We start from the raw sequence: 23,090 nt of genomic DNA, 5'->3' as shown, positions 1-23,090 counted from the left end.
ATGCGTATTGAAATGAAAAATATTTCAAAGGCGTTCAATGGCAATCCTGTTTTGAAGAATGCACAGTTTATGATTGAAACAGGAGAAGTCCATGCATTGATGGGGGAAAATGGAGCGGGTAAATCAACGCTCATGAAGATTTTAACAGGTGTATACAAAAGAGATGGTGGAACGATCACGATTGATGGACAAGAACGAACTTTTAAAAATGCGAAAGAAGCTGAAGAGTACGGTATTGCATTTATACATCAAGAATTGAACATATTACCGAATTTAACAGTAGCTGAAAATATGTTTCTCGGTAAAGAGTTAATGTATGGGAAGACAGGTATTTTACGTACGCGCCAAATGAACGCGATTGCGCAGCAGCAACTAGCAGAGTTAGGATTACATGTAAAAGGAGCTATGTTGGCAGGAGAGTTATCGGTTGGACAACAGCAAATTATCGAAATTGCGAAAGCACTAATGACAAATGCAAGCGTTATTATTATGGATGAGCCTACTGCGGCACTGACGGATCGTGAAATCGAAACGCTCTTTACAGTAATCAATAAGTTACGTAAAGAAGGTGTTTCATTCGTGTACATTTCGCATCGTATGGAAGAGATTTTCTCAATATGTGATGCTATTACGATTTTGCGTGATGGAGAATACGTGGGAAAGAGATTAATTCCAGAAACATCATTTGATGAAGTAGTGAGTATGATGGTGGGGCGCAGCATTGGTGAACGTTACCCAGAACGAAATAGTCAAATTGGCGATGTGATTTTTGAGATGCGTAATGGAACGAAAAAAGGGAAGTTTGAAAATGTATCGTTTCAGGTGAGAAAAGGTGAAATCCTTGGTGTTGCTGGTTTGATGGGAGCTGGCCGTACAGATATTATGAAAGCGATATTTGGATACGAACCTTTAGATTCTGGCCAAATTTTTATAAATGGACAAGAAGTAAAGATTGATAGTCCGATAGATGCGATTAGACAAAGAATCGCTTTCATTACAGAGGATAGAAAATCTGAAGGATTAGTGTTAGATTTCTCAATTCGGGAAAATTTGGCTTTAACGAATTTAGAAAGTCTTTCAAAGGGGAGTGTCGTAAGTAACGAACTAGAACAACAGTTTACGGCGGACATGATGAAGCTTCTTAATGTGAAAGCATCTAGTGGAGAGCAAGCGGTAAAATCTCTTTCTGGTGGAAATCAGCAAAAGGTTGTAATTGCAAAATGGCTAGGTATCCACCCGCAGTTACTCATTTTAGATGAGCCAACAAGGGGTGTTGATGTTGGAGCAAAAAAAGAAATTTACTCTATTATGAATAAGCTTACCGAAGAAGGAGATGCCGTTATTATGGTATCATCTGAGCTTCCAGAAGTTTTAGGGATGAGTGATCGCGTTCTTGTTATTCATGAAGGAAAAGTCGGCGGCATTTTAGAGAAAGGTGAGGCATCACAAGAGTCTATTATGGCACTAGCTACAGGGGGAGAGTAAGGATGGCTAAGAAGGGGAATGTATTACAACAACTTGGGTCTTTAATTGGACTAGCGCTAATTATTGTAGTAATTACGGCTTTAAATCCAGCGTTTATTGAAATTCCAAATTTATTTAATATACTGCGTCAAGTATCGATTAATGCGCTTATTGCATTCGGAATGACCTTTGTAATTTTAACAGGGGGTATTGACTTATCGGTAGGTTCTATTTTAGCATTATCAAGTGCACTTGTTGCTGGAATGATGGCAAGTGGCATGGACCCGTTCCTTGCGATGGCAGTTGGATTATTAGCTGGTCTTGTAATGGGAATTGTAAACGGTATCATCATAGCGAAGGGAAAAGTAGCTCCATTTATTGCGACTTTAGCAACAATGACTATTTTTCGCGGGTTGACGCTTGTTTATATGGACGGACGTCCGATCACTGGTCTTGGTGATCATTTAATGTTCCAAATGTTTGGCCGCGGTTATTTTCTTGGTATTCCAGTACCAGCTGTTACAATGATGATCGCTTTCGCAGTGCTGTACTTCATTTTGAAGAAAACGACATTTGGTCGCCGTACATTTGCAATTGGTGGAAATGAAGAAGCAGCAGCATTATCAGGTATTAATGTTACGAGAATTAAAGTAATGATTTACGGTCTTTCCGGAATTTTGGCAGCGCTTGCAGGTATTGTCTTAACATCACGATTAGATTCTGCACAGCCGACTGCAGGTTCTTCTTACGAATTGGATGCAATTGCAGCAGTTGTATTAGGTGGAACTAGTCTTTCTGGGGGAAGAGGATGGATTGTTGGTACATTCATCGGTGTACTTATTATCGGTGTACTAAATAACGGTTTAAATTTATTAGGTGTATCTTCTTTCTTCCAACAAGTTGTAAAAGGACTTGTAATCTTACTAGCTGTATTAATTGATCGCCGAAAAGAAGCGTAATGGAGGGACAGTTCATGAAGAAATGGTTACTTATACTCGTTGCATGTATTATGGTCATTACTGCTGGTTGTTCAATGGAACCACCAGAATGGGCAAAGGATTCTAGCGATAAAGGTCGAAATAAAACTATTAAAGTTGGATTCTCTGTTTCAACTTTAAATAATCCCTTCTTTGTAACTTTGAAAAAAGGTGCAGAAAAGAAAGCGAAAGATAGTGGCATCGAATTGATTGCTGTTGATGCACAAAATGATGCAGCAAAGCAAACAAATGATGTTGAAGATTTAATTCAAAAAGGTGTCGATGTAGTTGTTATTAATCCAACTGATTCAGATGCTGTTGCTTCAGCAGTAAGTGCAGCAAATGCAGCGAATGTTCCTGTTATTACAGTAGACCGCGTTGCAAATTCAGGTAAAGTTGTTTCTCACATTGCCTCTAATAACATTGAAGGTGGTCAAATGGCTAGTGATTACATTCGTGAATTAGTTGGCGAAGGAGCAAACGTTGCTGAATTAGAAGGAATCCCTGGCTCTTCTGCTGCTCGCGAGCGCGGGAAAGGATTCCATAACGTAGCGGATAAGTCTTTAAAAGTAGTTGCCAAACAAGCGGCTGATTTTGATAGAGCAAAAGGATTATCTGTTATGGAAAACATTTTGCAAGCGAATAGCGACATTAAAGCGGTGTTTGCCCATAACGACGAAATGGCATTAGGGGCACTTGAAGCATTGAAGTCTGCTGGAAAAACAGATGTAGTCGTTGTTGGATTTGATGCAACTGAAGATGCTGTAAAAGCGGTTCAAGATGGGCGTATGGCTGCAACAGTTGCTCAAAAACCGGAATTAATCGGAGAGAAGGCGATGCAAACAGCAAAAGAGATCACGCAAGGTAAAAAAGTGGACAAATCTATTCCGATTGAATTAGAGCTTATTAAGAAAAATAAATAAATATAAAATGAAAATTAGGAAGGAAGAATAACAAATGAAATTCTTTATTGATACAGCAAACATTAACGAAATTAAAGAGGCAAATGCATTAGGCGTATTAGCTGGAGTAACGACAAATCCATCACTTGTAGCAAAAGAAGGCGTAGATTTTCACGAGCGTATTCGTGAAATTTGCAACGTTGTAGAAGGACCTGTAAGTGCAGAAGTAATTAGCTTAGAAGCTGATAAAATGATCGAAGAAGGAAAAGAATTAGCGAAAATTGCTCCAAACGTTGTTGTAAAGGTTCCGATGACAACAGAAGGTTTAAAAGCAGTAAAAGCATTCTCTGACTTAGGAATTCGTACAAACGTTACATTAGTATTCTCAGCAGTTCAAGCATTACTTGCAGCTCGTGCTGGTGCAACATACGTTTCACCATTCTTAGGTCGCTTAGACGATATCGGTCATAACGGTATGGACTTAATTCGCCAAATCGCAGAAATCTTTGCAATTCATGGTATTGAAACAGAAATTATCGCAGCATCTGTACGTCACAGTGTTCACGTAACTGACGCAGCATTAAACGGTGCACATATTGCAACAATCCCAGCAAACGTAATTGCTTCATTAGTGAAGCATCCATTAACAGATCAAGGAATTGAGAAATTCTTAGCTGATTGGGAAAAAACACAAGAGAAATAATAGAAAATCAAGAATCCTAGTTTAATTGACTAGGATTCTTTTTTATTTAAAAGAATTTTCATGCAATTTTGCATATTGTCTTTTAAATTTGTTATATAAACTATTTAATATATACAAATCACTCTTTATTTTTCATATTTTGATATAGACAGATAGAGAGTCTGACCAGAAAACTGGAGGGCATGATTCTATAACAGAAAGCTTAATGTTTATAGAATTATGCCTTTTTATCCCGCATTAACGGTCAGTAAGACTCCCACCTCAAAATTCAGCTGGGGCAAAGAAGTTAGGTGGGAAATCAACTGCCCGTAAATGCCCGATTGGTTCAACTAATAATCAGTGGGGATGAACAAACTCCCCACTGATTAAAGTTTCACTTTATATAGGGAGGTCAGAAAGTAGAGCTTTTGATTTAAATGCACTTATTTATCCCACTTTATCTGAATTTTAAGTTTTATAAAAGGAGAGAAATGAAATGAGAAGAAAAGCGCCATTTAAAGTGTTATCGTCATTAGCAATTGCGGCAATTATCGGATGCACATCTGTAATGAGTGCTCCATTAGCATACGCAGAAACGCCAGCAAAAGAGAAAGAAAATGTGTCTACAACACCAATTGATTACAATTTAATTCAAGAAGATCGTCTAGCGGAAGCTCTGAAAGAAAGAGGAGAAATTAATCCAGCATCTTCTAAAGAAGAGACGAAAAAGGCTGTAGAGAAATATATTGAAAAGAAACAAGGGGACCAGGCAAATAAAGAAATTCTTCCAGCTGATACTGCTAAAGAGGCATCTGATTTCGTGAAAAAAGTAAAAGAGAAAAAAATGGAAGAAAAGGAAAAGGTAAAGAAACCTGAAAAAAACGTTAGCCCTGAGCAAAAGCCTGAACCAAATAAAAAACAATTGAATGGGCAAGTTCCAACATCTAAAGCAAAGCAAGCGCCGTATAAGGGATCTGTTCGAACGGATAAGGTATTAGTGTTACTTGTTGAATTTAGTGATTATAAACATAATAATATTGATCAAACACCAGGGTATATGTATTCGAATGACTTTAGTAGAGAGCATTATCAAAAGATGTTATTTGGTAATGAACCATATACGTTATTTGATGGTTCGAAAGTAAAAACATTTAAACAATATTACGAAGAGCAGTCTGGCGGTAGTTATACGACAGATGGATATGTAACGGAGTGGCTAACAGTTCCAGGAAAAGCATCTGATTATGGAGCTGATGGTAGCAGTGGTCACGATAATAAAGGTCCGAAAGGTGCACGTGATTTAGTGAAAGAAGCTTTACATGCAGCTGCTGAGAAAGGATTAGATTTATCTCAATTTGATCAGTTTGATAGATATGATACAAATGGTGACGGGAATCAAAATGAGCCTGACGGTGTAATTGATCATTTAATGGTAATCCATGCTGGTGTTGGTCAAGAAGCTGGTGGAGGTAAATTAGGCGATGATGCCATTTGGTCACATCGTTCAAAATTAGCAGTAGATCCAGTAGCAATTGAAGGAACAAAATCAAAGGTAGATTACTTTGGTGGAAAAGTAGCAGCACATGATTACACAATTGAACCAGAAGATGGAGCAGTAGGTGTATTTGCGCATGAATTTGGACATGACCTTGGCTTACCAGATGAATATGATACGAAATATACTGGAACCGGTTCACCTGTCGAAGCTTGGTCATTAATGAGTGGGGGAAGTTGGACAGGGAAAATTGCAGGAACAGAGCCAACTAGTTTTTCACCACAAAATAAAGATTTCTTACAAAAGAATATGGGTGGCAACTGGGCAAAAATTTTAGAAGTAGATTACGATAAAATTAAGCGTGGTGTAGGAGTTCCTACATATATTGATCAAAGTGTTACGAAATCAAATCGTCCAGGTGTTGTACGTGTTAACTTACCAGGCAAAAGTGTTGAAACAATTAAACCGGAGTTTGGAAAGCATGCATATTATAGTACAAGAGGCGATGATATGCATACAACATTAGAAACACCGTTCTTTGATTTAACAAAAGGAACAAATGCAAAGTTTGATTATAAAGCAAATTATGAGTTAGAAGCAGAGTGCGATTTTGTTGAAGTGCATGCAGTAACAGAAGATGGAACGAAAACATTAATTGATAGACTTGGAGAAAAAGTAGTCCAAGGAGATAAAGATACAACAGATGGGAAATGGATTGATAAGTCATACGATTTAAGTCAATTTAAAGGGAAAAAGGTAAAACTGCAATTCGATTATATTACAGATCCAGCAGTAACGTATAAAGGTTTCGCGATGGATAATGTAAATGTAACAGTTGATGGACAAGTAGTGTTTTCTGATGATGCAGAAGGAACATCAAAAATGCAGTTAAATGGATTCGTTGTTTCTGATGGAACAGAGAAAAAAGCTCATTATTACTACTTAGAGTGGAGAAACTATGCGGGATCAGATAATGGATTAAAAGCCGGAAAAGGTCCAGTGTATAATACAGGTCTTGTCGTTTGGTATGCAGATGATAGCTTTAAAGATAACTGGGTTGGGGTGCATCCAGGTGAAGGGTTCCTTGGTGTTGTAGATTCGCATCCAGAGGCACTTGTTGGCAATTTAAACGGAAAACCAACTTACGGTAATACAGGTATGCAAATTGCAGACGCTGCATTTTCATTTGATCAAACACCAGCATGGAGTGTAAATTCATTCACACGTGGACAGTTTAACTATTCTGGATTACAAGGCGTTACAACTTTTGATGATTCAAAAGTATATAGTAACAACCAAATTGCAGACGCAGGAAGAAAAGTTCCGAATCTTGGACTTAAATTCCAAGTTGTTGGACAGGCAGATGATAAATCAGCAGGCGCTGTTTGGATTAAACGTTAATAACAGAAAAGCACATTCTTCATATGGAGAGTGTGCTTTTTAAATTGTACAGTAAGTTATTATTTTAGCTGATGTAATACAAGTGTCTGTTTATATGTAGTGTATCAAATTATGTAGGGAAAGGAAATATTTCCGAGGAAATTGTCGAAGTATCGTTGGTATTGATACACTTTTTTTGTAAAAGAAGAACTGTAGTATTGCCATTACAGTTTAATTTATTTACATTGTTACTTGGCTATACACAAAAGTAATATATTCGGCAATAAAAGAGCGCTACTTGGATAGTGCTCTTTTTTATGAATAGAAAGGAGTGAGTAAAATGAAAGAAGTAATTGAATGTCCACAGTGTGAAGGGAATATTACTGCGCAACATATTATGGATCTCCCGCATCCTTTTTCATTCAGGTGTCCACATTGTAAAGTGAGGCTAAAAGAAATGAGGATCACACCGTGCTTAATATTAGCAGCAATTTGTATAATCCCACTGTTTATTATAATTGGAGAGAGTATTAAGGAATTATTAGTAAAGTATTTTTCTATTATAGACGATGTACCAACTGTACTTATTTTCTTCTTATTTTGTTATCCATTGTATTATCTCTATGAAAAATATAATGCCATATTGTTTATTAAATACGGCTTATTGAAAGTTAAAAGTTGAATAGAAGTTTATCATTAAAAAAAGACAATGATGGAATTATCCTATCATTGTCTTTTTTACTTTGTCTCTGCCTTTTACTTTGCTTCTTACATAAATCATTCCGGCAAATGTTAATAAGAATGCAGTTCCAATAACGAAGCTGACGCTAGGGGATGCCCCGATTGCTCCAACTGTAAAGGATCCAGCAACAACTCCTAATGAGAAGAAAGCATAAAACAATCCGAACGCTTTTCCGCGTTTATCATCTGTCGTATTTTCAACAAGTAATGCATTTATTGATGGGAAAAGGATAGCGAATCCAACGCCATAAATCATCATAACGATAAAGAGCATACCTTTTGTTGCGAATAATCCAAGTAAAGATAATGCTAATGCCATTACTATAATACCGATTAGCATTAGTTTTGAACGATTAAATCGATCGTAAATACGATTTGTTGGCAGTAAGAAGAAGAGGATAGCGGTAATGCCGAATCCACTTAACATCATGCCTGTTGTAGATGCTTTAAGTGCTAATGCCTCAACTTTTACTGGTAACATATAAGTGACAATTCCTTGTGAAAACATGAGTGTGAAAGCACCAATATATGCCTGTAATAACGGCTCTGATTTCAATAATTCAAACATATCTTCTTTGTTCATCATTTGTGTTCTTGAAGTATCTTTTCTTGATACGTTATTTGGTAAGAAGAAGAGAGATACGATTGTACCAAGAACCATTAAAATAGAAATGGTAATGAACACCCACTCTATACCGGCAGTTGCTTTCATAATTCCGCTAAAAGAAGGTCCTACAATTGCCGCTGTTCCAACAGCAGCCCCAGATAGAGCCATTGCCTTACCTTGCCTTGCTGCATTTGTTTGTTTTGATAAAAACGTAAAGGCAGCAGGAATTAAAAATCCATCACTAAAGCCATGCATAAAGCGCACAACTAATAGTTGTTCACCACTTTGAACAACAGTGTATAACAAGACTATGAAACTCGTAAGTCCCATGCTTATATAAAGTATTTTTTTTGCACCAAATTTATCGACAGCAGCGCCAGCAATAATATTACCGATCATATTAGCGAATGAGTACATGCCGACAACTAGCCCAATAATAAGAGGGGATCCTCCAAGACTTTGAGCGAACGTACTCATAATAGGTAATTGTGAAAATGTATCTAGAAACGCTACGATAACAATAAAGTAAATAAAATATTTCAAGCGATATTCACCTCTCCTATGCTATTATGGCATAATGCTAATTTCAACCGCAATGAAATTGAATTAACAGATGTGGAAAAAAGTACAAAGTGACAAAATATTGAACGTTATTTGTTAAAAATTAGTGGAAATGAGATTGTTTTTTTGAAATATATGGATAGAAGTATTATAATAGATTTGTAAACTTCACCAGGTTAAGTATATACATAGAGAGGGATGTATAAAATGAAAGCATTACTTTGGCATAATCAACGTGATGTAAGAGTAGAAGAAGTACCAGAACCAACTGTAAAACCAGGAGCAGTTAAGATTAAAGTGAAATGGTGTGGTATCTGCGGGACAGACTTGCATGAATATTTAGCAGGACCTATTTTTATTCCCACAGAAGAGCATCCATTAACACATGTAAAAGCACCGGTTATTTTAGGTCATGAGTTTAGCGGTGAGGTAGTTGAAATCGGTGAAGGCGTTACATCTCATAAAGTGGGAGACCGCGTCGTTGTAGAACCAATTTATTCTTGTGGTAAATGTGAAGCTTGTAAACATGGACATTACAATGTTTGTGAACAACTTGTTTTCCACGGTCTTGGCGGAGAAGGCGGCGGTTTCTCTGAATATACAGTAGTACCAGAAGATATGGTTCACCATATTCCAGATGAAATGACGTATGAACAAGGTGCACTTGTAGAACCAGCAGCTGTAGCAGTTCATGCAGTACGTCAAAGTAAATTAAAAGAAGGGGAAGCTGTAGCAGTCTTTGGTTGTGGTCCAATTGGACTTCTTGTTATACAAGCAGCTAAAGCAGCAGGAGCAACTCCTGTTATTGCAGTTGAACTTTCTAAAGAACGTCAAGAGTTAGCAAAATTAGCAGGTGCGGATTACGTATTGAATCCAGCGACTCAAGATGTATTAGCTGAAATTCGCAACTTAACAAATGGTTTAGGTGTAAATGTAAGCTTTGAAGTAACTGGTGTTGAAGTAGTACTTCGTCAAGCAATTGAAAGCACAAGCTTTGAAGGACAAACTGTAATTGTTAGTGTATGGGAAAAAGACGCAACAATTACTCCAAATAATCTTGTACTAAAAGAAAAAGAAGTGGTTGGTATTTTAGGATACCGTCATATCTTCCCAGCTGTTATTAAATTAATTAGCTCTGGCCAAATTCAGGCAGAGAAATTAATTACGAAAAAAATCACAGTAGATCAAGTTGTTGAAGAAGGATTTGAAGCACTTGTAAAAGATAAAACACAAGTGAAAATTCTTGTTTCACCTAAATAATATAGAATAGTAAAAAGTAGCTCTTTTCTAGAAATAGAAGAGGGCTACTTTTTTTCTATACAGAAAGGTGATAGACTTTCCTGTAACTACAGGTATTTTGTTTGGAAGGGGAAGTCTAATGCTTTCATTTATGTTGACATTGAAACGGATGCTAAAAGCTTGTTTACGAGCGTGGAAAGATAAAGAATTTCAAGTATTATTCGTATTAACATTTTTAACATTAACATCCGGTACGATTTTTTATAGTACAGTTGAAGGATTACGTCCTCTTGACGCTTTATATTTTAGTGTGGTCACGTTGACGACTGTCGGTGATGCTAATTTTAGCCCGCAAACTGATTTTGGAAAGATATTTACAATCTTATACATATTTATTGGGATTGGATTAGTATTTGGATTTATTCATAAGTTGGCAGTTAATGTACAACTGCCGAGTATATTATCGAATAGAAAAAAAGAGTAAAGCATGTGGATGCTTTACTCTTTTTTTACATTAGTTTAGATAAGCCTTAATAATAGTTTATTAGAATGAAAGTGTATTCATTCATTATATTCACTGTGTATAAAGTTATAATGATATGAAAATCTGCATATTTTAATTTAGTGATAGAAATTTCGTGAAAGGTGGGATATTCTAGTCATAGGTTAACCGGACGACATCATAGGATCCTAACAAAAAGTTTACAATAATTCGATTATAAAATGGAGGATTTCAGATGAAAAAGAAAGTACTTGCTTTAGCAGCAGCTATTACAGTAGTAGCTCCTTTACAAAGCGTTGCATTTGCTCATGAAAATGATGGGGGAAGTAAAATAAAAATAGTTCACCGCTGGTCTGCTGAAGATAAACATAAAGAAGGCGTAAATTCTCATTTATGGATTGTAAACCGTGCGATTGATATTATGTCTCGCAATACAACACTTGTAAAACAAGATCGAGTTGCACAATTAAATGAATGGCGTACAGAGTTAGAGAACGGTATTTATGCTGCTGACTATGAAAATCCTTATTATGATAATAGCACATTTGCTTCACATTTCTATGATCCAGACAATGGAAAAACATATATTCCATTTGCAAAGCAGGCAAAAGAAACCGGAGCTAAATATTTTAAATTAGCGGGTGAATCATACAAAAATAAAGATATGAAACAAGCATTCTTCTATTTAGGATTATCTCTTCATTATTTAGGAGATGTAAATCAACCGATGCATGCGGCAAACTTTACAAATCTTTCGTATCCACAAGGATTCCATTCTAAATATGAAAACTTTGTAGATACGATAAAAGATAATTATAAAGTAACGGATGGAAATGGATATTGGAATTGGAAAGGTACAAATCCAGAAGATTGGATCCATGGAGCGGCAGTAGTGGCGAAACAAGATTACTCTGGAATTGTAAATGATAATACGAAAGATTGGTTCGTAAAAGCAGCTGTATCACAAGAATATGCAGATAAATGGCGCGCTGAAGTTACACCAATGACAGGTAAGCGATTAATGGATGCACAACGTGTTACTGCTGGATACATTCAGCTTTGGTTTGATACGTACGGAGATCGTTAAGTATTTAAAAAAGGTCAAATCTCACAATAGAGTATTTGACCTTTTTATTACTATATACATGGAGGTATGGAACGTGAAAGGTAAATTGCTAAAAGGTGTACTTAGCTTTGGGATTGGTTTAGGAGTTTTATACGGAGGATCTTCAGCTCAAGCAGATACGTCTACAGATCAAAACAACATTTTGAAAGTGATGACGCATAACGTGTACATGCTATCAACTAACTTATATCCGAATTGGGGACAAAGTCAGCGTGCTGATTTAATTGGGGCGGCAGATTATATTAAAAATCAAGACGTTGTTATATTAAATGAAGTGTTTGATAATAGTGCTTCAGATCGCCTTTTAGGAAATTTGAAGAAAGAATACCCAAATCAAACAGCTGTATTAGGTCGTAGTAACGGAAATGAATGGGATAAAACGTTAGGTAGTTATTCATCTTCAACGCCTGAAGATGGAGGCGTTGCAATCGTGAGCAAATGGCCGATCGTTGAAAAGGTTCAATATGTATTTGCAAATGGATGTGGGCCGGATAATTTATCGAATAAAGGATTTGTATACACGAAGATTAAGAAAAATGATCGTTTCGTTCATGTAATTGGGACGCATTTGCAGGCAGAAGATAGTATGTGCGGAAAAACTTCACCTGCATCTGTACGTACAAACCAGTTAAAAGAAATTCAAGATTTTATTAAAAATAAAAATATACCAAATGACGAGTACGTCCTATTTGGTGGTGATATGAATGTGAATAAAATAAATGCTGAGAACAATAGTGACTCAGAATACGCATCAATGTTCAAAACATTGCACGCTTCTATTCCATCTTATACGGGACATACAGCAACTTGGGATGCGACGACAAACAGTATTGCAAAATATAATTTCCCTGATAGCCCTGCCGAGTATTTAGATTATATTATTGCAAGTAAAGACCATGCGAACCCGTCATTTGTAGAGAATAAAGTGTTACAACCGAAATCTCCACAGTGGACTGTTACATCATGGCTCAAAAAATATACGTATGATGATTATTCTGATCATTATCCAGTAGCAGCAACTATTTCTATGAAGTAGTCCTAAAAAAGTTTCTTCTTAAATAGGAAGAAACTTTTTTATTTTGTAGAGGAGATTCCAACTTTCTTTCCAATATGTATAAGACATATAGAGAAGAGGAGAGAAAAAATGTGGATCGAGGAATTTTTAAAGAAGTTCCATTACCGTGTGCATTTTTGGATGAAGTAGCTTTAGATAGAAATATTCAATTGATTATAGAATTAAGTGGCAATAAGAAGATTCGTATAGCGAGTAAATCGTTACGTTCTGTTCCGGTTATGCAAAAGATTTTAGCTGCAAATGAACGATTTCAAGGTATTATGTGTTTTTCACCTAGGGAAGCTTTATTTTTAATTGAACAAGGATTCAATGATTTATTGCTCGGATATCCTGCTTATGATGAAAGAGCGTTACATGAAATAAGTTTGCTAACAAAGCAAGGGCTCATTATAACTTGTATGGTGGATTGTGAAGATCATATTGTTTATTTAGAAAAAATTGCTGAGAAGTCTAAAGGATGTTTTCGTGTTTGCTTAGATATTGATATGAGTAGTCTTTTTTTTAAGTTCCATTTTGGGGTCAAAAGATCACCGGTAAAAGATGTGCAAGGTGCTTTGAAAATAGTAAAAAGGTTGAAAGAATCATCATTTTTAATACTAGATGGTGTAATGGGATATGAAGCCCAAATTGCTGGGGTAGGAGATCACATACCGAATCAACGAGCGAAAAGTAAAGTGATTTCATATTTAAAGAAGAAATCTGTGTTAGAAGTTAAAGAAAGAAGAGGACATATCGTAAAAGAAATACAAAATCTGGGTATTGAACTAAGATTCGTAAATGGGGGAGGCACAGGAAGCATAAAAACAACTGAGCAAGATCATTCAGTTTCAGAGATTACAATAGGTTCGGCTTTTTATGCCCCGAAGCTGTTTGATTATTATAAAGAGGTGCAATTTCATCCAGCTGTCGGATTTGCTTTACCAGTTGTGCGTAAACCAGCACCAACAATTTACACTTGTTTAGGTGGTGGATATATGGCCTCAGGAGCAATCGGGAAAGATAAAGAACCTGAGATTTGGAGGCCAGATGGTGCCAAACTATTAGCTTTAGAAGGTGCTGGTGAAGTGCAAACACCGATTTTCTATAACGGTGAGGAACGAGTAGAAATAGGAGATTGTATCTTGTTTCGCCATAGTAAAGCTGGAGAGTTATGCGAGCGGTTTCCGTTTTTATATCGTGTGAAAGAAGGAGAGATTATTGGGAAGTATTCAACATATCGGGGGGATGGCCAATGCTTTCTATAAAGGGACAAAAATGGAGAAATTGGACAGGGAATGTAGAAGGAACACCGCATTATACGATGTATCCAGAAAGTATACAAGATGTAGTAGAAGTTGTAGAGCTTGCACGAAAAGAAGGGAAGAAAATTCGCGTTGTCGGTTCAGGACACTCGTTTACACCTCTTGTGAAAACGGAAGAAATTTTAGTTTCTTTAGATGAATTGAAGGGAATTGTGAATATTGATACGGAAGAAATGGTTGCCGAAGTATGGGCAGGAACAAAGTTACATGAGCTAGGGAAGTTACTTGAGGAAAAAGGTTATGCGCAAGAAAATTTAGGGGATATTGATTCGCAATCTATCGCAGGAGCAATTAGTACGGGGACGCATGGAACGGGTATTACCTTTGGAAGTTTATCAACACAAGTTATAGAGATTACCGCAGTTTTATCTACAGGTGAGAGTATAGTTTGTTCGGAAACGGAGAATGTACAATATTGGAGAGCTTTTCAGTTGTCGCTTGGAATGTTAGGTATCATTGTAAAAATAAAACTAAAGGTTATTCCAGCCTATTCACTCGTTTATAAAAGTGAAAAACAGTCATTATCTACTGTAATGAACAAGCTAGAAGAATATAAGAAGAATCGCCATTTTGAATTTTTTGTTTTTCCTTATTCAGATGAAGTGCAAGTGAAAATTACAAACGAAACAACGGGTAAAAAAAGTGATTTGAAATGGCATAAACTAAAGGTAGAGTTACTTGAAAATAAGATGTTCTCTTTGTTATCTAAAGGATGTAAATGGTTTCCTTCTATAAGTAAAGGAGTAAGTCGATTATCAGCTAAAGCTGTACCGAATACAAAAATAATTGGTCCGAGTTATGAAGTATTTGCTACATCGCGTGCGGTTCCATTTTATGAAATGGAGTATAGTGTTCCTTCAAAGTATATGCAGGCCGTTGTAGAAGAAATTTCAAACCTTATTGAAAAGAAAAAGTATAAAGTGCACTTCCCAATTGAATGCCGTTATGTGAAAAGGGATGATATATGGCTCAGTCCAGCGTATGGAAGAGATTCTGCGTATATAGCTGTTCATATGTATAAAGGTATGAAGTATGCTGCTTATTTTGGTGAGGTGGAGAAAATTTTTCTAAAGTATGAAGGACGCCCGCATTGGGGAAAAATGCATACGTTAACGTACGAAAAATTACAAAATATATATCCAGAATTACATTCGTTTCTAAAGGTGAGGAAATTATTAGATGAAGCAGAAATGTTTTCAAATCCTTACACAGAAAAGTTATTTACGATTATGAAAAAAAGCTGACAAAGTATTACTTGTCAGCTTTTTTTAGTACGATCGCATTTCTTGTTTGACTAATTCGCTCGTAAAATAGTAACTTATCACGACTAAATACATGTAATAAAACATGAATAATAAATAGACCGTTAATTACGAGTTGGAATAATAATATAACTACTAATACTAAAGGCTCTTTAAGATTTAAGATAGAGCTACTAGAAAGAATATAATTGATTCCACCTAAAACGAAATAGAATATACCATAACGGATGAATAGTTCCTTCAACGTAATACGATCTGATTGTCCTTTCACGTAGATACGAAGCAATGCTTTACCGATTGTCTTTCCATTCGTAAAGTATGGAATGATAATAAAGTAAATAAAGATCGAACACGTTATGAAAATGAGTTCGTATATGTTCGTGTAAGATTGAATATTAGAAACAAAGAAAGAATTTCCTTTGTTTTTAATGACAGGTACAACGATGGATAAGAAAATCCAATCAATTTGCATCGCGATAAAGCGACGAACGAATCCGACTGGTTTCGTTTCCAAATCAATATGACTATCTAATTCGCTTGCTTTCGGAAGGAAGTACGTAAAAATTGGTGCAATGATAAAGCCGATTACGCCGCCTAATGTATTTAAAAACAGATCATCTATATCAAATAAGCGGTACGCACAATTGTATATACCGTATAGTCCAGTCACTTGTGTTAGCTCGAAAAAGAGTGAAAGACAAAAAGAAATACAAATTGTTTGTAAGAAACTACGTCGGAAATAATACCGTAAGTAAATACCGAATGGAACGGTTAATAGAACGTTAAATGCTACTTGTAAAAAAGCAGATTCTTTTAATAGGTAGAAATAAGTAGCTGGTTTCGTTAAAATTGCCGAAGTACGATTACTAATTTCTTGTATGAAATAAAATGGTGATAGTTGCATGTGCTGCGTATTAGCCGGTTGTAGGCTACAAGTATCATATGTTTGTGGCAACGGCAAAATCACAAGAAAATAGGCATTTAATAAGTAAAGCAATAATGAGTATAAAATAAATGAACGCCATTTATTTAAATAACCATACTTTCGATAATTAAATATTAAAAAAGGGATTAATAGAAACATTGCTAAAAAAGGAAATAAAATAAATGCTGTTTTTACAGGGAATAAATATGCAGTCAAAATGAAGCTCCTTTCAATGAAAATTCGTTTACCATTATAACGTTAAAAGAACCTTAAAACAAAATTAAAATATTTTGAAATAGAAAAAATTATAAATTTTAATAGAATTAAGTTATACTAAATTTAATATAAGGATATTATGATTATTATAAGTTGAAAGAGGGAACAAGATATGCGATATGAGCTTTTTTCTGTAAGTGGGAATCATATTACAACTTTTGAAAGTGCGTGGCGTTTTCAAGAGGGAGAACAGATTTTTGTTCATGATGATCAAATAAAACGAAATTTTATTATTATCCGCCTAACGCATGATGTATTTCAACAAAATAAACATGTTATTCGTTTGTATTGTCAAGAAAAGAAAGTATATGCATAAAAAAACGAGTCGTTCTAGTGTAATAGAATGACTCGCTTTTTGATTTGTAAGTTTCACCTTATAAGAAAATAAGAGTAAGTACACCTACGATAATGCAATAGAAAGAGAAATATTTTAAATTTCCTTTTGCCATAATGTTCATAAACCATTTTAATGAAATATACGTCATGATAAATGTTGCGATAAATGCAACGATATATGGTACGAATAGTGTATCTAGATTTGGATCTTTTGCAATGTCTGTAATACTTAATAATAAACCACCTAAGCTAACAGGGATATATAGTAAGAATGAGAAACGAAGAGCCGTTTCCTGCTTCATACCAAGTAACATCGCTGCTACGATTGTTGCACCTGATCGGCTTATCCCAGGAATTAGTGCGCAAGCTTGTGCTAGGCCAACAATGATTGCATCTTTCATAGAAAGGTCGCCATCATTTTTACGTCCACGCAAGTTTCTAATAATCCAAAGACCGACAGCGGTAATAAGAAGGGAAATCCCAACCATTTTCACACCTTTTAAGTATTGATCGATGTAATCTTTAAATAAAACACCAATAACACCTGCTGGAATGGTCGCAATAACAAGGTAAATAATAAAGAAGAAATCTGATTTTGCATCTTCTGCTCTTGTAAATATATAAGATAGACCATTCTTCGTTAGACGAATTAAATCATTTCTATAAATAAGTAATACAGCTAATAATGAAGCTGAATTAACAAGTAGTTCAAAGCTAAACCCTTCGATTTTTAGTCCTAGCAAATGCTGTGCTAAAACGAGGTGACCACTTGAAGAAATCGGAATCGGTTCTGTTAGTCCTTGGAACAGACCAAGAATTAAATATTTTAAAATGTAGTAAAATTGTTCCATAATAACCTCCTTGTTTAATAGTCGAAAGAAACAACTTGTCCATTATAACAAAGATACGGATGAATATTGAGAAGAAATAAATATTCGAAATATAATAAAAATCCCTTATAGCAGTATAAGGGATTTTTATTATTAATGAGAAACTGCTGTTTCTTCAAGACTTTTCGTTAATTGAACATCGACTTTCTCAGCATCATGAATGTGATTCATAATAGTAGTATTTAACTTTTGGAACATTTGTTGTGTAGTAGCGAATTCTCGTAATATATCATCATTACAAGACTTTTGATTTTCAATAGCTTTAATAACATTAGTAGCACCGTTTTGTAACGTTTGAATCATAATTAAAATATTTTCAATTCTAGCGTTTGTATCGGCACTCATTTCTACACCTTCATCGACTAAATGCAAATTATCTTTTGTATTATCGTATGCTTTTTCAATTTCTTCTTGAATTTTTTTCGTTAAGTTGCCAATGTTTTTTGTACTTTCAGCTGTACTTTCAGCTAATTTTCTTACTTCATTGGCAACGACAGCGAATCCTTTACCGTGTTCACCAGCACGTGCAGCTTCAATGCTTGCATTTAAAGCAAGTAAATTTGTTTGTGCTGCAATGTTTTGAATGACTTCTACAATTTGCTCGATTTCTTTTGAGCGTTCACTTAAATGATTCATACTATTAGACGTACGTTGAGATTGTTCGCCTAATTTGTTAATTACAATAAGTAAACGGTGAACAGATTCTTTTCCTTCATTAGAGCAGTCAATGATTTCTTCAATAGATTGAATTAAGCTTTGTTCTTTTTGTAACATTTCATTATTTAATTCATTGGAATGTGTCGTGCGTGTTGAAACATTTTCGAAACATGAGCTTAATTGTTGAACTAAATTTTGAAGTGTATTGTGCTGGTTATTTACAAGTTGATGCTCTTGAACAACGCTTTGTACACGATCGTGGATAGAAGAAATAGTCTCTTGTTGTTCGATATCCTTTTGTTTTAATTCTGCTTCTAGTTCTTGTATACGACTTTCTAATTGATCAATTTTATGTTGGAGTGATTTCTTTTTAGTAAACATATATTTATTTCAACCGCCTTTAGAAGTTATATTTTCTCTATATTTGGATTTTAGCATCTTTTATAATTTTTAAATATAGGAATTGTTAAATATTTAAGAATCTATTACATTTTATGCATAATTCCCTTTTTTTCGTCATGAAAAATAAACTGTATTTAATGGTATTGTAAACAAACTGTAAAATAAATCATGTATAACTGTATAAGAAGGGAGTCGGATTATGAACTATTTTAAGCGAATCAGTAGTCTAGTATTAGCAGGAATTATAAGTCTTTCTAGTACAGTCGCTGTTAAAGCAGAGTCAAACGACGAGAAACTTAACAACATGCAACAGCAATTGCAGCAAAACGATGCAGAAATGCAAAAGAAAGAGCAAGAGAAGCAAGCTGTTAGTAAAGAAATTCAAGGTATCGAAAACGAACTACATAATTTAAATAATACAATTGCAAAAAATAAAGAGGATCAAGCTGCTATTCAACGTAAAATTGATGAAACACATAAGCAGATTGAGCAAAAAAAGGAAGAAATTGTCGTTTTAGAGGATAAAGTCCTTGCTCGTAAAGATATTATGAGAAAACGTATGGTTTCTGTTCAAAACAGTTCAAATACAAGTTTAGTAGTAGAAGTTGTAGTAGAGTCAAAAAACTTTGCAGATTTCTTACAACGTATGAACGCAGTTTCTACTATTTTAGAAGCTGATAAAGAAATTTTACGTCTACAGGAACAAGATCTTCGTCAAATTGAAGCAGACAAGAAAACAATTGACGAAAAAGAAGCATCTTTAGTAGTAGACAAACAAAAATTAGCAAAAGCACAAGCTGATTTGCAAGATAACTTGAAAAAGCGTCAAGCTAACTTACAAACAGTTCAAGCTAAATATAATCAGGTTGCAAGCCAACTTAATTTAGCTGCAGAAGAAAAGGCTAAAATCGAATCAAACATGAAGGCAGTACAAGAAACGATTGCTCGTGAGCAAGAAGCAGCAAGAATTGCAGCAGAAGAGCGTGCAAAAGCGGAGGCAGCTGCAAAGGCTGAACAAGAAGCTTTAGCAAAAGCGCAAGCGGAAATTGCTGAAAAGCAAAAGCAGGAAAAAGCTAGTAAACCAGCTGAACCAGTTGCTAATAATAATTCGAAGGTAGAACCTCCACAACCTAAACCATCTCCTAAGCCAACTGCTGGTGGGAAAGAAATTTATGTAGAAGCTACAGCTTATACAGCTGATCCAGGGGAAAATGGTTATGCACCAGGTCAACAAGTATTCTCTGCATGGGGACCAGGTGGTAAAGGTTATAATCTAACTGCAAACCCAGGAATGAAATTAATTGCTGTAGATCCAAATGTTATTCCATTAGGTAAAACTGTAAATGTTGAAGGTTATGGAGTCGCAATTGCAGCAGATACTGGTGGAGCGATTAAAGGTAACAGAATTGATGTGTTAATGCCTGATAAAGGGTCTTCTAGTCAATGGGGAAGAAAAATCGTTAAAGTTACAATTTTAAACTAACACGTAATCCAACTTTACAATACGTAGAGTTGGATTTTTTTGTAAAAACAATGTTAAGTTGAGTTTACATTTTGTTAAGGGTAGCATACAATGATGGTGAGAGGTGGTAAATTTGACCATTTTAAATAGAGTGAAGGAATTAAGAGCTCGGTTTAATTTTTCGCAAAGTGTATTAGCAGAAAAGGTTGGAGTGACGAGACAAACAATCGCGGCAATTGAAAAAGGGGATTATGTTCCGTCATTGTTATTAGCGCTTACGATTTGCGATGTGTTCGAGCTCAAGATGGAAGATGTGTTTGTTTTAAATAAGGAGGGGGAAGAGGATGAATAGACTTGTATTTTCCTATATGTTGAATGTACTTTTAATGGTATTAGCAGGTTGGGCATTTATTGAGTTGTATTATTTTACTATCGAAGTTGCTAATTTTATTCAAACGAAGAGGGTACCATTTGAAGTTTCGGTGAGTTTAATGCCAATAGGATTGCTTTTAATATTTGGTATTGTATCGACTGTTCTTTATAAAATTCAAAAGAAAAAATATAAAGAGCTATCATATTGGATGTTTCCACTGTTATTTCCTCAAGAAGACGAGCGGGAAAAGGCGATTACAGAAAAGGCTTGTCGTACTACATTTATGTCACTATGGTACGTGTTGCCTTGTGCGGTTGGTTTTTTAACGCTTTCTCCAATTGCTAATCTATATGTTCCTGCATATCCAATATATATTGCATTTAGTATTTTCTTTATTCAAATGACAATTTTCCACGTATCTTTATATCGAAATAAAATCGCTTAAAAAGAAACCTTCTTGCATCAGCAAGAAGGTTTCTTTTCAGCTTACACTTGTACATATAGCAATATTATCTTATCATTTTAAATAGAGTAAGATTTTGTAACGGAAAGGAATTGTATATGAATAAGCAAAGAATTTATAGTATAGTAGCAATCCTCCTATTTGTTGTAGGTGGTGTATTAATCGGCAAACCATTTTATGATGGATATCAAGCTGAAAAGAAACAGACTGAAAATGTACAGGCTGTTCAAAAAATGGATTATGAAAAACATGAGACAGAATTTGTAGATGCTTCGAAAATTAATCAACCAGACTTGGCAGAAGTAGCGAACGCATCTTTAGATAAGAAACAAGTAATTGGTCGTATTTCGATTCCGAGTGTTTCATTAGAACTTCCTGTTTTAAAGTCTTCTACTGAGAAAAACCTATTATCAGGTGCAGCAACAGTAAAAGAAAATCAAGTAATGGGAAAAGGGAATTATGCATTAGCAGGACATAACATGTCTAAAAAAGGTGTTTTATTTAGTGATATAGCGTCTCTAAAAAAAGGCGATAAAATTTATTTGTATGATAATGAAAACGAATATGAATATGCGGTTACTGGTGTATCTGAAGTAACTCCTGATAAATGGGAGGTTGTTGAAGATCATGGGAAAGATGAGATAACACTTATTACATGTGTATCTGTAAAAGATAATTCTAAACGTTATGTTGTTGCTGGTGATTTAGTAGGAACGAAGGCGAAGAAATAAAAAAGAAGGTCAACTCTCTAAAGAGTTGACCTTCTTTTTTACTAATGTTGAGAAATAATAGAATATTTTAGTTGGTATTTAAGTATTTTTCTATTTATATATAATAAAGTTAGAATTCAGGATTTTGGGAGGAACAAGAGTGAAACAACAGGTGAAGAAACTTCTTTTAACAACAAGTGTAGCGTTATTGGTAGCTCCAATTTCAGCCTATGCGCATCCAGGACGTACAGATGCTAATGGGGGACATACGTGTCGTACAAATTGTGAAAAATGGGGATTGCAGTACGGGGAATATCATTATCACAATAAGCCAGCTTCTAGTAGTGGTGCAACAAGTCCAGCTCCTAGTCAAAATAATAATGGTGCTGTAGAAGCTGAAAGACAAGCAGAAGCACAGCGCAATGCTGAGGCTGAAAAACAACGTGCTGCAGAGGCGCAGCGTAAAGCTGAAGAAGAGAGACAACGTGTAGCGGAGGAACAAAGAAAAGCAGAGGCAGAGAGACAACGTGTAGCTGAAGAACAAAGAAAAGCGGAAGAAGCACGTAAGCGAGAGGAAGCACAACGTCAAGCTGATATGGAAAAAGGACAGCTTGAGGGACAAAAAAATGGAGAGATTGATTTTAAAGCAGGGAAAAATGATGCAGAATCACATTTAGCTGGAAAATCAGATACATATAAAGAAGCATTCAAAATTGCTTATGCTGCATCTTGGTCTTTAGAAGAGCAGAAGAAAACGAATTTTGAAAAAGGAAAAGAGCAAGGTTTAGCACAAGAGACGATGGAAGATAGTCAAATTGCTCCAGAGTTTAAGCCGAATTTTGCAGAAGGTTTCCAAGTAGGGAATAAAGAAAGAACAGAAAAAATTGAAAAAGAGCAAGCTGAACTAGGGGAAAAGGCAGGTAAGGAATTAGCCGGAAAGAACCCCGGAAATAGAGAGAAAGATGTGTACGTGAAGGCGTATGAAACAGCTTATGAAAAGGGTTATAAATCTACAAAAAAAGCAGTAGAAAAGGCTGGCTATAAGTATGCATTTGAAAACTATGATTTGAAAGTTCCTGCTAAATATGAAAAAAATGAATCGTTAAAGAAATGGTTTATTGAAGGATTTAAATCAAATAAAAAAGCAGCAGAAATTAGAGAAGAAGGATATAAAAAAGGAGACAGTTGGCTTGCATTCTTCTATAAGAATTTTGTGCCAAGTGAATATAAAGAACATAAAAATCTGTACGAACAAGCGATAGAAAAAGGTAAGAATGCATAA

General features: G+C 35.3%; 21 protein-coding genes and 1 pseudogene. 18 read left to right on the top strand and 4 right to left on the bottom strand.

Annotated features, from left to right (window positions below):
- The 6 genes from rbsA (at window position 1) to ACTT1L_RS14425 (ending at window position 7,582) form a co-directional block, all read left to right on the top strand.
- Window positions 1-1,485 (top strand): ribose ABC transporter ATP-binding protein RbsA, encoded by a 1,485-nt coding sequence (gene rbsA / locus ACTT1L_RS14450; RefSeq protein ID WP_442821976.1) that lies wholly within the window; start codon window positions 1-3, stop codon window positions 1,483-1,485.
- A 2-nt stretch (window positions 1,486-1,487) separates the two neighbouring features.
- Window positions 1,488-2,423 carry an ABC transporter permease subunit gene (locus ACTT1L_RS14445; protein ID WP_229143110.1) on the top strand — a complete coding sequence of 312 codons (936 nt, stop codon included), beginning with the start codon at window positions 1,488-1,490 and terminating at the stop codon, window positions 2,421-2,423.
- Between the two features lie 14 nt (window positions 2,424-2,437).
- The gene (gene rbsB / locus ACTT1L_RS14440) at window positions 2,438-3,364 is read left to right on the top strand and encodes a ribose ABC transporter substrate-binding protein RbsB (protein ID WP_000758978.1); all 927 of its coding nucleotides are present in this window, start codon (window positions 2,438-2,440) and stop codon (window positions 3,362-3,364) included.
- Window positions 3,365-3,398: 34 nt separating this feature from the next.
- On the top strand, window positions 3,399-4,046 hold the full coding sequence (gene fsa, locus ACTT1L_RS14435) for a fructose-6-phosphate aldolase (RefSeq protein WP_000667661.1): 648 nt from the start codon (window positions 3,399-3,401) through the stop codon (window positions 4,044-4,046).
- Between the two features lie 475 nt (window positions 4,047-4,521).
- Window positions 4,522-6,921 (top strand): M6 family metalloprotease immune inhibitor InhA2, encoded by a 2,400-nt coding sequence (gene inhA2 / locus ACTT1L_RS14430; RefSeq protein ID WP_442821975.1) that lies wholly within the window; start codon window positions 4,522-4,524, stop codon window positions 6,919-6,921.
- A gap of 319 nt (window positions 6,922-7,240) precedes the next feature.
- Window positions 7,241-7,582: a hypothetical protein gene (locus ACTT1L_RS14425; RefSeq protein ID WP_061131319.1), complete on the top strand. Its 342-nt coding sequence runs from the start codon at window positions 7,241-7,243 to the stop codon at window positions 7,580-7,582.
- A gap of 36 nt (window positions 7,583-7,618) precedes the next feature.
- On the opposite strand, the gene ACTT1L_RS14420 is transcribed toward ACTT1L_RS14425, so the two are convergent.
- Window positions 7,619-8,791: an MFS transporter gene (locus tag ACTT1L_RS14420; protein ID WP_442821974.1), complete on the bottom strand. Its 1,173-nt coding sequence runs from the start codon at window positions 8,789-8,791 to the stop codon at window positions 7,619-7,621.
- 225 nt (window positions 8,792-9,016) lie between these two features.
- Here ACTT1L_RS14420 and bdhA point away from each other — a divergent pair, with 225 nt between their 5' ends.
- From bdhA to ACTT1L_RS14390, 6 genes are all read left to right on the top strand, one after another.
- Window positions 9,017-10,069 carry a (R,R)-butanediol dehydrogenase gene (bdhA, locus tag ACTT1L_RS14415; protein WP_000645822.1) on the top strand — a complete coding sequence of 351 codons (1,053 nt, stop codon included), beginning with the start codon at window positions 9,017-9,019 and terminating at the stop codon, window positions 10,067-10,069.
- Window positions 10,070-10,187: 118 nt separating this feature from the next.
- Window positions 10,188-10,532, top strand: a complete 345-nt coding sequence (locus ACTT1L_RS14410; RefSeq protein WP_000948234.1) for a potassium channel family protein — start codon at window positions 10,188-10,190, stop codon at window positions 10,530-10,532.
- Window positions 10,533-10,785: 253 nt separating this feature from the next.
- Window positions 10,786-11,637, top strand: coding sequence for a phospholipase CerA (gene cerA, locus ACTT1L_RS14405; protein WP_000731013.1), 852 nt, complete (start codon window positions 10,786-10,788; stop codon window positions 11,635-11,637).
- Window positions 11,638-11,695: 58 nt separating this feature from the next.
- Window positions 11,696-12,712 carry a sphingomyelinase C gene (gene sph / locus ACTT1L_RS14400; RefSeq protein ID WP_327923612.1) on the top strand — a complete coding sequence of 339 codons (1,017 nt, stop codon included), beginning with the start codon at window positions 11,696-11,698 and terminating at the stop codon, window positions 12,710-12,712.
- 110 nt (window positions 12,713-12,822) lie between these two features.
- Window positions 12,823-13,995 carry an amino acid deaminase/aldolase gene (locus ACTT1L_RS14395; RefSeq protein WP_000373739.1) on the top strand — a complete coding sequence of 391 codons (1,173 nt, stop codon included), beginning with the start codon at window positions 12,823-12,825 and terminating at the stop codon, window positions 13,993-13,995.
- Window positions 13,983-15,296, top strand: a complete 1,314-nt coding sequence (locus ACTT1L_RS14390) for a D-arabinono-1,4-lactone oxidase (RefSeq protein WP_074540897.1) — start codon at window positions 13,983-13,985, stop codon at window positions 15,294-15,296. Before ACTT1L_RS14395 ends, ACTT1L_RS14390 begins: the two co-directional genes overlap by 13 nt.
- 7 nt (window positions 15,297-15,303) lie before the next feature.
- Here ACTT1L_RS14390 and ACTT1L_RS14385 read toward each other — a convergent pair whose 3' ends face one another.
- A complete protein-coding gene (locus ACTT1L_RS14385) occupies window positions 15,304-16,455 on the bottom strand; it encodes a VanZ family protein (protein WP_061131323.1) in 1,152 nt (383 codons plus the stop codon).
- A 172-nt stretch (window positions 16,456-16,627) separates the two neighbouring features.
- Between ACTT1L_RS14385 and ACTT1L_RS14380 the strand changes: the two genes are divergently transcribed.
- A complete protein-coding gene (locus ACTT1L_RS14380; protein ID WP_001268337.1) occupies window positions 16,628-16,831 on the top strand; it encodes a hypothetical protein in 204 nt (67 codons plus the stop codon).
- Window positions 16,832-16,889: 58 nt separating this feature from the next.
- Here the strand turns inward: ACTT1L_RS14380 and ACTT1L_RS14375 are convergent, their stop codons facing one another.
- Window positions 16,890-17,702 carry an undecaprenyl-diphosphate phosphatase gene (locus tag ACTT1L_RS14375; RefSeq protein WP_000434782.1) on the bottom strand — a complete coding sequence of 271 codons (813 nt, stop codon included), beginning with the start codon at window positions 17,700-17,702 and terminating at the stop codon, window positions 16,890-16,892.
- Window positions 17,703-17,834: 132 nt separating this feature from the next.
- Window positions 17,835-18,368: pseudogene (locus ACTT1L_RS14370) on the bottom strand (methyl-accepting chemotaxis protein); the annotation flags it as partial.
- 631 nt (window positions 18,369-18,999) lie between these two features.
- On the opposite strand from ACTT1L_RS14370, the gene ACTT1L_RS14365 reads away from it, so the two are divergent.
- The 5 genes from ACTT1L_RS14365 to ACTT1L_RS14345 all read left to right on the top strand — a co-directional run bounded on the left by ACTT1L_RS14365 (window position 19,000) and on the right by ACTT1L_RS14345 (window position 23,090).
- The gene (locus tag ACTT1L_RS14365) at window positions 19,000-20,283 is read left to right on the top strand and encodes a 3D domain-containing protein (RefSeq protein WP_071742043.1); all 1,284 of its coding nucleotides are present in this window, start codon (window positions 19,000-19,002) and stop codon (window positions 20,281-20,283) included.
- Between the two features lie 112 nt (window positions 20,284-20,395).
- Window positions 20,396-20,614, top strand: a complete 219-nt coding sequence (locus tag ACTT1L_RS14360; RefSeq protein WP_000154009.1) for a helix-turn-helix transcriptional regulator — start codon at window positions 20,396-20,398, stop codon at window positions 20,612-20,614.
- Window positions 20,607-21,080 (top strand): hypothetical protein, encoded by a 474-nt coding sequence (locus tag ACTT1L_RS14355; RefSeq protein ID WP_001081111.1) that lies wholly within the window; start codon window positions 20,607-20,609, stop codon window positions 21,078-21,080. The genes ACTT1L_RS14360 and ACTT1L_RS14355 overlap by 8 nt, the downstream gene beginning before the upstream one ends.
- A gap of 116 nt (window positions 21,081-21,196) precedes the next feature.
- Window positions 21,197-21,829, top strand: a complete 633-nt coding sequence (locus ACTT1L_RS14350) for a class A sortase (RefSeq protein ID WP_001041721.1) — start codon at window positions 21,197-21,199, stop codon at window positions 21,827-21,829.
- 139 nt (window positions 21,830-21,968) lie between these two features.
- Window positions 21,969-23,090, top strand: coding sequence for a YHYH domain-containing protein (locus ACTT1L_RS14345; RefSeq protein WP_000813415.1), 1,122 nt, complete (start codon window positions 21,969-21,971; stop codon window positions 23,088-23,090).

The organism is Bacillus sp. FH (assembly GCF_052216825.1).
Lineage (GTDB): Bacteria > Bacillota > Bacilli > Bacillales > Bacillaceae_G > Bacillus_A > Bacillus_A paranthracis.
This window is presented reverse-complemented; position numbering and strand designations above follow the sequence as displayed.

Bases quoted from the DNA above. Each gene is read 5' to 3' on its own strand.
- ACTT1L_RS14445 (WP_229143110.1), top strand. From the start codon at position 1,488: ATGGCTAAGAAGGGGAATGTATTACAACAACTTGGGTCTTTAATTGGA.
- sph (WP_327923612.1), top strand. From the start codon at position 11,696: ATGGAGGTATGGAACGTGAAAGGTAAATTGCTAAAAGGTGTACTTAGC.
- inhA2 (WP_442821975.1), top strand. From the start codon at position 4,522: ATGAGAAGAAAAGCGCCATTTAAAGTGTTATCGTCATTAGCAATTGCG.
- cerA (WP_000731013.1), top strand. From the start codon at position 10,786: ATGAAAAAGAAAGTACTTGCTTTAGCAGCAGCTATTACAGTAGTAGCT.
- rbsA (WP_442821976.1), top strand. From the start codon at position 1: ATGCGTATTGAAATGAAAAATATTTCAAAGGCGTTCAATGGCAATCCT.
- ACTT1L_RS14375 (WP_000434782.1), bottom strand. From the start codon at position 17,702: ATGGAACAATTTTACTACATTTTAAAATATTTAATTCTTGGTCTGTTC.
- ACTT1L_RS14410 (WP_000948234.1), top strand. From the start codon at position 10,188: ATGCTTTCATTTATGTTGACATTGAAACGGATGCTAAAAGCTTGTTTA.
- ACTT1L_RS14425 (WP_061131319.1), top strand. From the start codon at position 7,241: ATGAAAGAAGTAATTGAATGTCCACAGTGTGAAGGGAATATTACTGCG.
- bdhA (WP_000645822.1), top strand. From the start codon at position 9,017: ATGAAAGCATTACTTTGGCATAATCAACGTGATGTAAGAGTAGAAGAA.
- ACTT1L_RS14350 (WP_001041721.1), top strand. From the start codon at position 21,197: ATGAATAAGCAAAGAATTTATAGTATAGTAGCAATCCTCCTATTTGTT.
- ACTT1L_RS14390 (WP_074540897.1), top strand. From the start codon at position 13,983: ATGCTTTCTATAAAGGGACAAAAATGGAGAAATTGGACAGGGAATGTA.
- ACTT1L_RS14365 (WP_071742043.1), top strand. From the start codon at position 19,000: ATGAACTATTTTAAGCGAATCAGTAGTCTAGTATTAGCAGGAATTATA.
- ACTT1L_RS14380 (WP_001268337.1), top strand. From the start codon at position 16,628: ATGCGATATGAGCTTTTTTCTGTAAGTGGGAATCATATTACAACTTTT.
- rbsB (WP_000758978.1), top strand. From the start codon at position 2,438: ATGAAGAAATGGTTACTTATACTCGTTGCATGTATTATGGTCATTACT.
- fsa (WP_000667661.1), top strand. From the start codon at position 3,399: ATGAAATTCTTTATTGATACAGCAAACATTAACGAAATTAAAGAGGCA.
- ACTT1L_RS14355 (WP_001081111.1), top strand. From the start codon at position 20,607: ATGAATAGACTTGTATTTTCCTATATGTTGAATGTACTTTTAATGGTA.